The organism is Franconibacter pulveris, assembly GCF_056780215.1.
Genome location: NZ_CM165555.1, coordinates 3,247,069 through 3,261,654 on the forward strand (window position 1 = coordinate 3,247,069; position 14,586 = coordinate 3,261,654).

Annotated in this window: 7 protein-coding genes; 4 read left to right on the forward strand and 3 right to left on the reverse strand. The window is 55.3% G+C overall.

Annotated elements, in window-relative coordinates:
* Positions 1-30: 30 nt before the first annotated feature.
* The gene (locus ACU4F7_RS15365; RefSeq protein ID WP_029593424.1) at positions 31-1,152 is read right to left on the reverse strand and encodes a porin OmpC; all 1,122 of its coding nucleotides are present in this window, start codon (positions 1,150-1,152) and stop codon (positions 31-33) included.
* Between the two features lie 865 nt (positions 1,153-2,017).
* On the opposite strand from ACU4F7_RS15365, the gene rcsD reads away from it, so the two are divergent.
* Positions 2,018-4,669 (forward strand): phosphotransferase RcsD, encoded by a 2,652-nt coding sequence (gene rcsD / locus ACU4F7_RS15370; RefSeq protein ID WP_035888738.1) that lies wholly within the window; start codon positions 2,018-2,020, stop codon positions 4,667-4,669.
* Between the two features lie 16 nt (positions 4,670-4,685).
* Complete coding sequence (gene rcsB / locus ACU4F7_RS15375; protein WP_024554072.1) at positions 4,686-5,336, forward strand: response regulator transcription factor RcsB; 651 nt, start codon at positions 4,686-4,688, stop codon at positions 5,334-5,336.
* Positions 5,337-5,414: 78 nt separating this feature from the next.
* Here rcsB and rcsC read toward each other — a convergent pair whose 3' ends face one another.
* Together rcsC and gyrA are read right to left on the reverse strand one after the other, a co-directional pair.
* Positions 5,415-8,264 carry a two-component system sensor histidine kinase RcsC gene (gene rcsC, locus ACU4F7_RS15380; protein ID WP_481637280.1) on the reverse strand — a complete coding sequence of 950 codons (2,850 nt, stop codon included), beginning with the start codon at positions 8,262-8,264 and terminating at the stop codon, positions 5,415-5,417.
* Positions 8,265-8,390: 126 nt separating this feature from the next.
* Complete coding sequence (gene gyrA, locus ACU4F7_RS15385; RefSeq protein WP_029593427.1) at positions 8,391-11,036, reverse strand: DNA topoisomerase (ATP-hydrolyzing) subunit A; 2,646 nt, start codon at positions 11,034-11,036, stop codon at positions 8,391-8,393.
* A gap of 158 nt (positions 11,037-11,194) precedes the next feature.
* On the opposite strand from gyrA, the gene ubiG reads away from it, so the two are divergent.
* Complete coding sequence (gene ubiG / locus ACU4F7_RS15390) at positions 11,195-11,929, forward strand: bifunctional 2-polyprenyl-6-hydroxyphenol methylase/3-demethylubiquinol 3-O-methyltransferase UbiG (protein ID WP_029593428.1); 735 nt, start codon at positions 11,195-11,197, stop codon at positions 11,927-11,929.
* Positions 11,930-12,272: 343 nt separating this feature from the next.
* Positions 12,273-14,558 (forward strand): class 1a ribonucleoside-diphosphate reductase subunit alpha, encoded by a 2,286-nt coding sequence (nrdA, locus tag ACU4F7_RS15395; RefSeq protein ID WP_024556250.1) that lies wholly within the window; start codon positions 12,273-12,275, stop codon positions 14,556-14,558.
* The last annotated feature ends 28 nt before the right edge of the window (positions 14,559-14,586 follow it).

Genomic DNA, 14,586 nt, shown 5'->3' on the forward strand with positions numbered 1-14,586 from the left:
CCCGCAGGCCCCTTACGCAGACAGACAGACTTAGAACTGGTAAACCAGGCCCAGCGCGACGATATCGTCAGTACCGATGCCGGTGGCGCGGGTAAAGTCGTTGTCGTCAACCAGGTTGATTTTGTAATCAACATAGGTGGACATATTTTTGTTGAAGTAGTAGGTCGCGCCCACATCAACATATTTCAGCAGATCCTGATCGCCGTAACCGCCTTCGATGTCTTTCCCTTTGGACTGCAGGTAAGCCACGGACGGACGCAGACCGAAGTCGAACTGGTACTGAGCAACCACTTCGAAGTTCTGCGCTTTGTTAGCAAAGCCGTAACCCGTAGTACGACCGCTGCCGTTAGACGTACCAAAACGGGTAGCGTTGTAAGTCTGAGAGTATTCCGCCGCCAGGTAGATGTTGTTAGCGTCGTATTTCACGCCGCCGCTATACACATCAGCACGGTCGCCGTTACCGTAAACGCCCGCCGCATTCTGGTCAGCAGTACGCTTGGAGGAGGTGGCAGCAGCGCCGATGGCGAAGCCTTCGCCCAGATCGTAGGTCAGAGACGCGCCGTAGCCGTCGCCGTTCTGTTTCAGCAGGCTGCGGCCGCCAGCCGCGTCGTTCTCACCGCTGACGCTGCCGTTTTTACCCTGATACTGCAGAGCGAAGTTCAGACCATCAACCAGACCGAAGAAATCGGTGTTGCGGTAGGTCGCGAAGCCGTTGCCGCGCTGCTGCATGAAGTTATCCGCGCCGTACGTGTCGCCGCCGAATTCCGGCAGAACGTCGGTCCAGGAAGTCACGTCGTAGATGACGCCGTAGTTACGACCGTAGTCGAAAGAGCCCGCGTCGCCGAATTTCACGCCCGCGAAAGCCACACGCGTCCAGGAACGGTTACCGGTTTCTGCATCGTTACCCTGAACCTGGTACTCCCACTGGCCGTAACCGGTGATCTGGTCGTTAACCTGGGTTTCGCCTTTGAAGCCAATACGCATGTAGGTCTGATCGCCGTCGTTGCCAGCGTCGTCAGAGAAATAGTGCAGACCGTCAACTTTACCGAACAGATCTAATTTGTTGCCGTCTTTGTTATAAATTTCAGCCGCCTGTGCGGTACCTGCTACCAGCAGAGCTGGGATCAGGAGGGATAGTGCTTTAACTTTCATCTTATTAACCCTCTATTGTTATATGCCTTTTTATTTGCCACTGCGTACTGACGCTTTTTAGGTCAGTCGGCGAAACCATTCTCCGCAAAAAATCGGAAGAATCCAACGCGAATATGATACGAAAACTTTGAAGATGTATCTTTTGTACCTGAGGGTGTAACAAAATATTAATAAGAGGGAACTTTTTATTCGCACTAATTGCTAAAAAAATCCGCACTAAATATCAAAAAATATAAAATAATCTATATAAATCATTAAGATAGTACATGATATTTTTTACCGCACTGATTGCCAAAACATCTGGCGCTTTCACGACTAAAATTACCCTCGCTATCATCATTAACTTTATTTATTACCGTCATTCAAATCTGAATGTTCGTTTTACCCCTATTATATCCGGATGCCCGCATCCGGTTTTTTTTTGCTTAATTTACCCGCCTCGTTATTTCCCCTCCATATTGAGATAAATCTTAACGACTATTAAATAATCAACTTATGGTTTAAGGTAAATTTGCTGCGCATACTCTATAATTCCTTGTTTGTTATTTAGTGCCTTTCCGTCTGGCTTAATCGCAACCGCTCACTTTTCACCCTCACTCTGTTTTTTTATTGCGCAAAGTGCAAAAGCGTTACGCCTTGCGCAGCCGCTTTTTATTTAGCGCAGTTATCATCCATCTGGAAAATCATACGTTTCGCTTTATACTGCATGATTTGCGATACTGGCGAACGTCCGGAAACGCCCTGCCCTTTGCCGCCCCGTGCTGTAACAGTGAGACGTTTTCCCGATACAGACAGCAAGCAGAGTTCTTTTTGATTACGGCGTATGGCCGGTGGATTGCACACAACGATGAGTCAGTCAGACGCGATGATCCCCAACAAGTTTTCCCTGATGCCGGGCAGCATTACCCGTTTCTTTTTATTGCTGATCGTGGTGCTGCTGGTCTCGCTGGGCGTAATGGTGCAGAGCGCGGTTAACGCCTGGCTGAAAGACCGAAGCTATCAGATAGTGGATATCACCCGCGCCATGCACAAACGGGTCGATACCTGGCGTTACGCCACCTGGCAGATCTATGACAATATCGCCGCCTCGCCTTCCGCCTCTGAAGGCGCCAACCTGCAGGAAACACGGTTACGTCAGGATGTCTATTATCTGGAAAAGCCGCGCCGCAAGACCGAAGCGCTGATTTTCGGCTCTCATGACAGCTCTACGCTGGAGATGACCCAGCGCATCTCAACATACCTTGATACGCTATGGGGCGCTGAAACCGTGCCCTGGTCGATGTATTACCTGAACGGCCAGGATAACAGCATGATCCTCATCTCCACCCTGCCGCTTAAAGATCTCTCCTCCGGCTTTAAAGAATCGTCCGTCGGCACTATTGTCGATTCTCGCCGCGCGGAAATGCTGCAACAGGCTAATGCGCTGGATGAGCGAGAAAGCTTTTCGCCGCTGCGCCGCCTTGCCTGGCAAAACGGCCTGTACTTTACGCTGCGCACCACCTTCAACCAGCCCGGACACCTCGCGACCGTGGTGGCGTTTGATTTGCCCATCAACGATCTGATCCCCCCGGGCATGCCGCTGGAAAGCTTCCGCCTTGAGCAGGACAACAGCCAGGCCACGCCGTCCGGTACCGATAAAGAAACGCCCGATAGCGTCACCATTAACTTCAACAGTTCGCGCATCGAAATCGCCTCGCCGTTGAGCTCCACCAGTCTGCGGCTGGTATGGGAAGTGCCGTTCGGCACGCTGATGATGGACACGCTGCAAAACATTTTGCTGCCGCTGCTGCTGAACCTGGGCCTGCTGGCGCTGGCGCTGTTCGGCTATACCACGTTTCGCAACCAGCCTGCGCCCCGCACCCAGGAAACGCCGGGCGGCAATAATAAAGAATTGCATATGCTGCGCGCGTTAAACGAAGAGATTGTCTCTTTGCTGCCGCTTGGCCTGCTGGTGCATGACCAGGAAACTAACCGTACGGTTATCAGCAATAAGATTGCCGATCACCTGTTGCCGCATCTTAACCTGCAGAACATCACCTCAATGGCGGACCAGCACCAGGGGGTGATTCAGGCGACGGTGAATAACGAACTTTATGAGATTCGCCAGTTCCGCAGCCAGGTCGCTTCACGCACGCAGATTTTTATCATTCGCGATCAGGACCGCGAAATTCTGGTGAACAAAAAGCTTAAGCAGGCGCAGCGTCTGTATGAGAAAAACCAGCAGGGCCGCGTCGCCTTTATGCATCACATGGGCGACGCGCTAAGCGCGCCGGTGAAGCAACTGGCGGAGCAGGCTACCGCGCTGCATACCGAGGAAAGCCTGGCGCTTGCGGATCAGGCCGACCGCATTGTGCGCCTGGTGGACGAAATCCAGCTTGCGAATCAGCTGGAGGCGGATAACTGGAAGAGCCACAGCAGCGCCTTCGTCATTCAGGATCTCATTGACGAAGTCGTGCCGGAAGTGTTGCCCGTTATCAAACGCAAGGGGTTGCAACTGCTTATCAATAACCAGTTGCCCGCCAATGAAGAGCGCCACGGCGACCGCGAAGCGCTGCGTAAGATCCTGCTGATGCTGCTGCACTATTCCGTGACCACCACGCAGATGGGCAAAATCACGCTGGAGATTAGCGCCGAAGAGCATGAGAAGGAGCGGCTGCTGCTGCGCATTCTCGATACCGGCGACGGCATTCATAACGCTGAAATTGATAACCTTCACTTCCCGTTCCTGAACGACACCTCGGGCGACCGCTTCGGCAAGGCGAACGGCCTGACCTTCTGGCTGTGCAACCAGCTCGCCCGCCGTCTTGGCGGCAGCCTGAACATTAAGTCGCGTCAGGATCTCGGCACTCGCTATTCGCTGCACGTTACGATGGCGGCGGAGCCGGTTGATGAGGCCGAGCGTGAAGAAGGCCTGCTGGATGACGTGGTAGCGATGGTGGATGTCACCTCCAGCGAGGTGCGAAATGTAGTGGTTCGCCAGCTTGAACAGTGGGGAGCGACCTGCATCACGCCAGACGAAAGACTGGCAAGTCAAGAGTTTGATATCTTTTTAACAGATAATCCGTCTAATCTTACTGCCAATGGCCTGCTTTTAAGCGATGATGAGGACGGCGTGAAGCGAATCGGCAACGGTAAGTTCCGCGTCAATTTCAACATCAGTAATGCTATGCAGGAAGCAGTGCTACAACTTATAGAGGAGCAGCTGGCACAGGAAGAAGTTCCCGAGTCACCTTTGGGCGGCGATGAGAATACGCAGCTCCATGCCAGCGGCTATTACGCGCTGTTTGTCGACACGGTACCGGACGATGTTCAGAGGCTGTATACTGAATCAGCAGCAGGCGACTTTGCTTCGCTTGCGCTGACAGCGCATCGCCTGAAAGGGGTGTTTGCGATGCTGAATCTGATACCCGGCAAGCAGCTATGTGAAACGCTGGAGCATCACATTCGCGAGAATGATGCACCAACCATAGAAAAATATATCAGCGACATTGACGCTTACGTCAAAAGCTTGCTGTAGCAAGGTAGCCTAATACATGAACAATATGAACGTAATTATTGCCGATGACCATCCGATTGTTCTGTTCGGCATTCGTAAATCTCTTGAACAAATCGAGTGGGTGAACGTTGTCGGTGAGTTCGAAGATTCCACAGCATTGATCAATAACCTGCCAAAGCTTGACGCACACGTCCTTATCACCGATCTCTCCATGCCGGGCGATAAATATGGCGATGGCATTACTCTTATCAAATACATCAAGCGCCATTTCCCGAACCTGTCCATTATCGTTCTGACCATGAACAATAACCCGGCTATCCTGAGCGCCGTGCTGGATCTGGATATCGAAGGCATCGTGCTTAAGCAAGGCGCGCCGACCGATCTGCCGAAAGCGCTGGCTGCGCTGCAAAAAGGCAAAAAGTTCACGCCGGAAAGCGTTTCCCGTCTGCTTGAGAAAATCAGCGCGGGCGGCTATGGCGATAAACGCCTGTCGCCGAAAGAGAGCGAAGTGCTGCGCCTCTTCGCCGAAGGTTTCCTGGTGACGGAAATCGCCAAGAAGCTGAACCGTAGCATTAAAACCATCAGCAGCCAGAAGAAATCGGCGATGATGAAGCTTGGCGTGGATAACGATATCGCCCTGCTTAACTACCTCTCTTCCGTAAGCCTGACGCCTGCGGACAAAGACTAAAAAAAAGCCCTCGCTGCTCTGCGAGGGCTTTTTTTATCGAAGCGCGACGCTCATCCGTCGCGCTTTTTTTATTGCCGCTTATCCCCGCGCCCGGCGCACCCGCTCGGCATAGACGGCAAGCGTCTGCTTAAGCACATCCAGCGTCACCGGCTTGGACAGACAGCTGTCCATGCCCGATTCGATACAGCGCTGTTTCTCTTCCGCCAGCGCGTTAGCGGTCACGCCAACTACCGGCAGCGTCAGCCCCAACTGGCGGATGCGCTGCGTCAGGCGATAACCGTCCATGTTCGGCATGTTAACGTCGCTCAGCACAATATCGATGTGATTTTTACTGAGCACATTAAGCGCATCCACACCGTCGTTCGCGGTTTTGCACTGATAGCCAAGCGAGCCAAGCTGGTCGGCCAGCAGGCGACGGTTAATAGGATGATCGTCAACCACCAGAATCATCATGTCGTCGTTCTGCTCGGTATTGCTGGCGGCCGCCTGCAACGCAGACGCGCCCGCAGGCACCCCGACATTAATGCTGTAAATGCGTCCAAGCAGCGTAATGACTTCATGCGGCGAAGCGACGCTGTGCATCCAGACGCCGGCGGCCCGCTCAAGCGGGATGCCGATATGGCGACGGCAGAAGATGATCGCGGCGCGGCCGCGCCAGGCGCCGTCAAGCTCATCGTCGGTAATCAGCACGTCTTCTTTATCGGGCTCTTCGCCTTCATAGCACTGCACCCGAATCCCGTTTTGCTCAAGCAGCGTCTGGAGATAATGGTTCAGCGAGGCGTTACGCACGGCGAGCCAGCAGCGCTTGTCCGCCAGACCGTCGATGCTCGCTTTCGGCGGCGTCTGTGCGTCATAAAGCGGAATACGCACCGTGAACTGGCTGCCCATGCCTGGTTCAGTATCTACCGAGATATCGCCATCCATCATGCTGATGAGTTTTTCGCAAATCGCGAGGCCCAGCCCGGTGCCCTGGAAGTTGCGCTGCACGCCCGTGCCGACCTGGAAGAACGGGTCGAAAAGACGCACCACCTCTTTTGCCGGAATGCCGACGCCGGTGTCGCGCACGCGGAAGCTCAGGTAATCCCCTTCGACTTGCACATGCAGAATAATGCAGCCGATGTCGGTGAACTTGATGGCGTTGCTTAACAGGTTGGAGATGACCTGTTGCAGACGCATCGGGTCGCCCTGCAGCGTCAGCGGCACATCCGGCTCAATAAAGCAGTACAGCCCAAGCTGTTTTCGCACCACCAGCGGCAGATAGTTGGCGGTGATATGGCTCATCACTTCCCGCGGGGAGAACTCGCGCGGCTCGATTTTCAGTTGCTCAGACTCAATTTTTGAGAAGTCGAGAATATCGCTGATGATTTTAAGCAGCAGGCTCGACGAGTTGTTCATCGCCGTCACCAGCCTGTCTACCCCTTTCGGCAGCGCTTTGGTTTGCAGCAGGTCGAGGTTGCCGATAATGCCGTAAAGCGGGGTGCGCAGTTCGTGGCTAACCGTCGCGAGGAACATCGATTTCGACTGGCTCGCCTGCTCCGCCGCCTGCGCCATATCCTGCAGCGACTCTTCCATCTTCACGCGCGCGGAAACATCCACCAGCACGCAGATAGCGACGTTCTCATTGCGGTAGCGCGAATGCACGAAGCTGATTTGCAGGTTGGTGTTATTGCTGGTCAACACGTCGACGAAGTTAACCTGCTGGCCGCAAATAATTTGCGTGAGCCGCTGGCGGTCTTCATGGGTGAGCATGTTGAGGTAGTTGTGCGCCAGTTCGTTCGAAAGAATGTTGGTGCCGTCCACGGTACGCAGGATACAAATCCCCACCGGCGCGGAGGCGACAATCTTACGGTTGAACTGCTCATGCTCCTCCAGCCGCTGGGCGTCGTTTTCCGCCGGAATGAAAATGCGCCGTTCATACATGCGCGCCAGCGTAAAGAGCACAACCCCCACCAGCACGTTCAGCAACACGGCGTTGAGGATAAGCATGCGGATGCGCTCCAGCACCATATCCACCGGCACGGAGTAGATAATGCTGAGCGAAGACGGCGGCAGCGTTTTCTTGAGGATGAGCTGCTTAAAGCGGGCGGTATAGCCAAACCAGGTGCGCTCCTGCACCCAGCGCGGGTCCGGCTCGATGCGCGTTTCCGGCCCGGTTAAGGAAAGCAGCGGATGGCCGCTCTCATCCAGGATAGTCACGCCCATCGGCAGGCTGCCGGGGGTGTAGAAGTTCTCCATGCGGATGGTTTGCTCAATGCCAAGCAGCGCCTGCAGACGGTTGCCCGGATAGACCGGCGTCAGGGAGTAGAAATAGCCGATGCCAGGACGCGGCCCCTGCCCTACCCAGTAAAGGCTGTTGCCCCGCTCTTCCTGCGGCGCGTTGCGGTACTTCATGATGCGCTCGTGCAGCGCCTGCAACGTTTTGTCGCGCTCAAGCGGCATATCGCGCAGCCCAAAATCGGCCATACAGAGATTATCTGAGCCAATCAAAAAGACGCGATTGAGATCGTAGGCCGCTGAAAAATTATCGTGCCAGTAACGTAAAAACCAGGAGAGCGACTGCAGCGAGCCGCGCCAGGCGTTGCCCAGGGTATTGCAGTCTGAATCGGGAAAGAGCGGCACAAAGGTCGGCGTGTCGAGCCGGTCGTCTGACCGCTGGGTCATTTTCAGGGTTTTATCGTCGTTCTGGAGCTGGTTTTCCGCAATGTACTTCAGCTCTTTCATGACGTCCGAGGTGCGCTGGATATAACGCTGCGCCTGGTCGTAGCTGAGGTTGAATTCCTGATGGATCTCCTCCTCTTTATCATGAAGCGCGCCAACAATATAAAACACGGAAAACAGCGCGATAAGCAGCCACAGCAGTAAGGCTAAAGCCCGGAACAGATAGCGCGAGACTTTAAGCGTCGTGCGAAAAGAGACGAAGTATTTCAAGGTGGCACCGGTAGCCGTCGACAGGTGATAAAAAAGAATGTCGTTTAAGGTAGCCGTAAAAACCCAAGGTCGCAACGGCAAAGCAAAGGGCCGGTTTCCCGGCCCTTATGACGCAGAATGAAGGTGTTACTCCTCTGCGTCGTCGTCTTCCGCGTCGTCGATATCGTCGTCTTCAACTTCAGATGCGATTTCGTCGTCGCCTTCCGCGACGCTGCCGTCGATGGAGTCGAGCTCTTCGTCATCCACCGGCTCGGCCACGCGCTGCAGGCCCACCACGTTCTCCTCTTCCGCCGTGCGGATGAGGATAACGCCCTGGGTGTTACGGCCCACTTCACGGATTTCCGAAACGCGGGTGCGCACCAGCGTACCGGCATCGGTGATCATCATGATCTGGTCGCACTCGTCTACCTGCACCGCGCCGACCACCGCGCCGTTGCGCTCGGTCACCTTGATGGAGATAACGCCCTTGGTGGCGCGAGATTTGGTCGGATACTCTTCAACCGGCGTACGTTTGCCGTAACCGTTCTGCGTGGCGGTGAGGATAGCCCCTTCGCCGCGCGGCACGATAAGCGAAACGACGCTGTCGCTGTCCGCCAGACGGATGCCGCGCACGCCAGTGGCGTTACGGCCCATCGGACGCACGGCGTCTTCTTTGAAACGCACCACTTTACCCTGCGCCGAGAAGAGCATCACTTCGTCATCCTTCGCGGTAAGGTCGACGCCAATCAGCTCGTCGCCCTCTTTCAGGTTGACGGCGATGATGCCGGCAGTACGCGGACGGCTGAACTCAGTAAGCGCTGTTTTCTTCACGGTGCCGCTGGCGGTCGCCATAAAGACGCTGACGCCTTCTTCGTATTCGCGCACCGGCAGAATGGCGGTGATGCGCTCGTTCGCTTCCAGCGGCAGCAGGTTGACGATAGGACGACCGCGCGCCCCGCGGCTCGCTTCCGGCAGCTGGTAGACCTTCATCCAGTAGAGACGGCCACGGCTGGAGAAGCAGAGGATCGTGTCGTGGGTGTTGGCCACCAGCAGACGATCGATAAAGTCCTCTTCTTTAATACGCGCGGCGGATTTGCCTTTCCCGCCACGGCGCTGCGCTTCGTAATCCGAAAGCGGCTGATACTTCACATAGCCCTGATGAGACAGGGTGACCACCACATCTTCCTGGTTGATCAGATCTTCAATGTTGATATCGGCGCTGTTCGCGGTGATTTCGGTGCGGCGCTCGTCGCCAAACTGGTCGCGGATCGCTTCCAGCTCTTCACGGATGACTTCCATCAGACGTTCGGCGCTGGAGAGGATGTGCAGCAGTTCGGCAATTTCATCCAGCAGCTGCTTGTACTCGTCGAGCAGTTTTTCGTGCTCAAGGCCGGTCAGCTTCTGCAAACGCAGGTCGAGGATCGCCTGGGCCTGCTGTTCGGTCAGGTAGTATTTGCCATCGCGAATGCCGAACTCCGGCTCCAGCCACTCCGGACGCGCGGCGTCATCGCCAGCGCGCTCGAGCATGGCGGCCACGTTGCCGAGATCCCAGCCTGCGGAAACCAGGCCCGCTTTCGCTTCCGCCGGCGTCGGCGCACGGCGGATAAGCTCGATGATCGGGTCGATATTCGCCAGCGCGACCGCCAGACCTTCAAGGATATGGGCGCGTTCGCGCGCTTTGCGCAGTTCGAAAATCGTGCGACGCGTTACCACTTCACGACGGTGGCGGACAAACGCGGCCAGAATCTCTTTCAGCGTCATGATCTTCGGCTGGCCATGGTGCAACGCCACCATGTTGATGCCGAAGGAGACCTGCAGCTGGGTCTGGGAGTACAGGTTGTTCAGCACCACCTCGCCCACTGCGTCGCGCTTAATCTCAATGACGATGCGCATGCCGTCTTTATCAGACTCGTCGCGCAGCGCGCTGATGCCTTCAACGCGTTTTTCTTTCACCAGCTCGGCGATTTTCTCAATCAGGCGCGCTTTGTTCACCTGATACGGAATTTCATGCACGATGATGGTTTCGCGGCCGGTTTTCGCGTCTGCTTCCACTTCCGCGCGGGCGCGAATGTAGATTTTGCCGCGACCGGTGCGGTACGCCTCTTCGATGCCGCGACGGCCGTTAATCAGCGCGGCGGTCGGGAAGTCTGGGCCTGGAATGTACTCCATCAGCCCTTCGACGCTGATGTCTTCGTCCTCGATATAGGCGAGGCAGCCGTTAATCACTTCGGTAAGGTTATGCGGCGGAATGTTGGTCGCCATCCCGACCGCGATGCCGGACGAGCCGTTAACCAGCAGGTTCGGGATCTTCGTCGGCATGACTTCCGGAATTTTTTCCGTGCCGTCGTAGTTATCAACGAAATCGACCGTCTCTTTCTCAAGGTCGGCCATCAGTTCATGGGCGATTTTCGCCAGGCGGATTTCGGTATAACGCATCGCCGCTGCGGAGTCGCCGTCGATGGAGCCGAAGTTGCCCTGGCCGTCGACCAGCATGTAGCGCAGCGAGAACGGCTGCGCCATACGCACGATTGTGTCGTAAACCGCGGAGTCACCGTGGGGATGGTATTTACCGATTACGTCGCCGACAACACGGGCGGATTTTTTGTAGGCTTTGTTCCAGTCGTTGCCCAACACGTTCATGGCGTAAAGTACGCGGCGGTGAACGGGTTTGAGGCCATCTCGGACATCCGGAAGCGCGCGGCCGACAATAACCGACATCGCGTAATCCAGATAGGAGCTCTTCAGCTCTTCCTCAATGTTGACCGGTGTAATTTCTCTGGCAAGGTCGCTCATCTGACCGTTATCCCTCTACTGTGTCCCGGATTCAAAGGTCGGAAATTATAACACAAGCGGGTGATTATCAGTAAGCGGAATAGACCCGCAGAGCGCTTTATTCCCCTGTTTTGCCTGTTATACTCGACGCTCTTGCGAAGAAAGGAGTAAATGCGCTGATGAATGCTGAAAAACCCCCCGTTGCGCGCAACGTTGACCACGAAGAAATTGCCAAATTCGAAGCCGTAGCGTCGCGCTGGTGGGATCTGGAAGGCGAGTTTAAACCGCTGCATCGCATCAATCCCTTGCGCCTTGGCTATATCGCCGAGCGTTCAGGCGGCCTGTTCGGCAAAAAAGTGCTGGATGTCGGCTGCGGCGGCGGCATTCTGGCTGAAAGCATGGCGCGCGAAGGCGCATCGGTGACCGGACTCGACATGGGCTTCGAGCCCCTGCAGGTGGCGCGCCTGCATGCGCTGGAAAGCGGCGTTCAGGTGGATTACGTTCAGCAAACGGTGGAAGAGCATGCTCTCCAGAACGCGGGCGCTTATGACGTGGTGACCTGCATGGAGATGCTTGAACATGTGCCGGACCCGCGCTCGGTAGTCCAGGCGTGCGCGAAGCTGGTCAAACCCGGCGGCCACGTTTTCTTCTCTACCTTAAACCGCAACGGCAAAGCCTGGCTGATGGCGGTAGTCGGCGCGGAATATGTGCTGCGCATGGTGCCGAAAGGCACGCACGATGTGAAAAAATTCATCAAGCCCGCGGAATTGCTCGGTTGGGTGGACGAAACCCAGCGATTAAAAGAACGCCATATTATCGGGCTGCACTACAACCCGATAACCAACCGCTTCAAGCTCGCGCCTGGAGTTGATGTAAATTATATGTTGCATACTGAAGCCAAAAACCCTGCCTGATATAAGCTTTTCGTATTAAAAATTGCGCAGCGTTCTGTTGCGCAATTTTTTGGCTGACCAGGAAATCGGCGTTCGATCATATTTTCATTTTTTTTCTTCTGATATTGACACGACCTTCAGCCCTTATAAGACGCGCACTTAGATAATTTCAACGTTTCGTAACCGCAAATTAACGTCGAAATCAAGCCTTGTTCTCAAAAGAATCCAGACTAGAATACTCACCATATAGCGTTTCACTTATCTCAAACCCCCTATATATAGTATTTATCCACAGAGTTAATCACAAAGTTAGCCCTGTGAATAAGCGGGGGATATTTCTATTTCACGGACAGGTATATTTCACATGAATCAGAGTCTGCTGGTGACAAAACGTGATGGCCGTAAAGAGCGCATCGATCTGGACAAAATTCATCGTGTTCTCGACTGGGCGGCTGAAGGGCTGAACAACGTTTCCATCTCTCAGGTGGAACTGCGCTCTCACATTCAGTTCTATGATGGCATCACAACCTCCGACATTCATGAAACCATCATCAAGGCCGCGGCGGATCTTATCTCCCGCGATGCTCCGGACTACCAGTACCTGGCCGCGCGCCTGGCTATCTTCCACCTGCGTAAAAAAGCCTACGGCCAGTTTGAGCCGCCGAAGCTTTATGCTCATGTCGTCAACATGGTTGAGCTGGGCAAATACGACAGACATCTGCTGGAAGACTACACGGAAGAAGAGTTCCAGCAGATGGACGGTTTTATCGACCATCATCGCGACATGAACTTCTCCTATGCGGCTGTTAAGCAGCTGGAAGGGAAATACCTGGTTCAGAACCGTGTAACCGGCGAAATTTACGAGAGCGCGCAGTTCCTCTACATCCTGGTTGCGGCCTGCCTCTTCTCCGGCTACCCGCGTGAAACCCGTCTGGATTACGTGAAACGCTTCTACGACGCGGTTTCCACCTTTAAAATTTCGCTGCCGACGCCGATCATGTCCGGCGTGCGCACCCCGACCCGTCAGTTCAGCTCCTGCGTGCTTATTGAGTGCGGCGACAGCCTGGACTCCATCAACGCCACCTCCAGCGCGATTGTGAAATATGTTTCCCAGCGCGCGGGCATCGGCATCAACGCCGGCCGCATTCGCGCGCTCGGCAGCCCCATTCGCGGCGGCGAAGCGTTCCATACCGGCTGCATCCCGTTCTACAAGCATTTCCAGACCGCGGTGAAATCCTGCTCCCAGGGCGGCGTTCGCGGCGGCGCGGCGACCCTCTTCTACCCGATGTGGCATCTGGAAGTGGAAAGCCTGTTGGTGCTGAAGAACAACCGCGGCACCGAAGCGAACCGCGTGCGTCACATGGACTACGGCGTGCAGATCAACAAGCTGATGTACACCCGTCTGCTGAAAGGTGAAGAGATAACCCTGTTCAGCCCGTCCGACGTACCGGGCCTGTACGACGCGTTCTTCGCCGACCAGGATGAGTTCGAACGTCTGTATGTGAAATATGAAAAAGACGACAGCATCCGCAAGCAGCGCATCAAAGCGTCCGAGCTCTTCTCGCTGATGATGCAGGAGCGCGCCTCTACTGGCCGTATCTACATCCAGAACGTTGACCACTGCAACACCCACAGCCCGTTTGACCCGGTTGTCGCGCCGGTGCGCCAGTCTAACCTGTGCCTGGAGATCGCGCTGCCGACCAAACCGCTGGAAGATGTCAACGACGAGAACGGCGAAATCGCGCTCTGCACCCTCTCCGCCTTTAACCTTGGCGCGATTGAGAACCTGAACGAACTGGAAGAGCTGGCTATTCTCGCGGTACGCGCCCTTGACGCCCTGCTCGACTACCAGGATTACCCGATCCCGGCCGCAAAACGCGGCGCGATGGGTCGCCGTACGCTGGGTATCGGCGTTATCAACTTCGCTTACTACCTGGCGAAGCACGGCGTGCGTTACTCCGACGGCAGCGCCAACAACCTGACGCACAAAACGTTCGAGGCTATTCAGTATTTCCTGCTGAAGGCGTCTAACGAGCTGGCGAAAGAACAAGGCGCTTGCCCGTGGTTCAACGAAACCACTTACAGCAAAGGCATCCTGCCAATCGACACCTACAAAAAAGACCTGGATGCGATTGCTAACGAGCCGCTGCACTACGACTGGGAAACCCTGCGCGAATCGATCAAAACGCATGGCCTGCGCAACTCCACTCTGTCGGCGCTGATGCCTTCGGAAACCTCTTCGCAGATTTCCAACGCCACTAACGGCATCGAACCGCCGCGCGGCCACATCAGCATCAAAGCGTCGAAAGACGGCATTCTGCGCCAGGTGGTGCCGGATTACGAACACCTGAAAGAGCAGTATGAACTGCTGTGGGAAATGCCGAACAACGACGGCTATCTGCAACTGGTGGGTCTGATGCAGAAATTCATCGACCAGTCGATTTCGGCGAACACCAACTACGACCCGCAGCGCTTCCCGTCAGGCAAGGTGCCGATGCAGCAGCTCCTGAAAGACTTGCTCACCGCGTACAAGTTCGGCGTGAAAACGCTGTACTACCAGAACACCCGCGACGGTGCGGAAGATGCCCAGGATGACCTGGCGCCGTCCATTCAGGACGACGGCTGCGAAAGCGGCGCTTGTAAGATTTAAGAAGGTCGTTGACCTGAAGCAGCCCTCT

What these genes read in the sequence shown, in the direction of transcription:
- ACU4F7_RS15365 (WP_029593424.1), bottom strand. Translation starts at nt 1,152, where the DNA reads ATGAAAGTTAAAGCACTATCCCTCCTGATCCCAGCTCTGCTGGTAGCA.
- rcsD (WP_035888738.1), top strand. Translation starts at nt 2,018, where the DNA reads ATGATCCCCAACAAGTTTTCCCTGATGCCGGGCAGCATTACCCGTTTC.
- rcsB (WP_024554072.1), top strand. Translation starts at nt 4,686, where the DNA reads ATGAACAATATGAACGTAATTATTGCCGATGACCATCCGATTGTTCTG.
- gyrA (WP_029593427.1), bottom strand. Translation starts at nt 11,036, where the DNA reads ATGAGCGACCTTGCCAGAGAAATTACACCGGTCAACATTGAGGAAGAG.
- ubiG (WP_029593428.1), top strand. Translation starts at nt 11,195, where the DNA reads ATGAATGCTGAAAAACCCCCCGTTGCGCGCAACGTTGACCACGAAGAA.
- nrdA (WP_024556250.1), top strand. Translation starts at nt 12,273, where the DNA reads ATGAATCAGAGTCTGCTGGTGACAAAACGTGATGGCCGTAAAGAGCGC.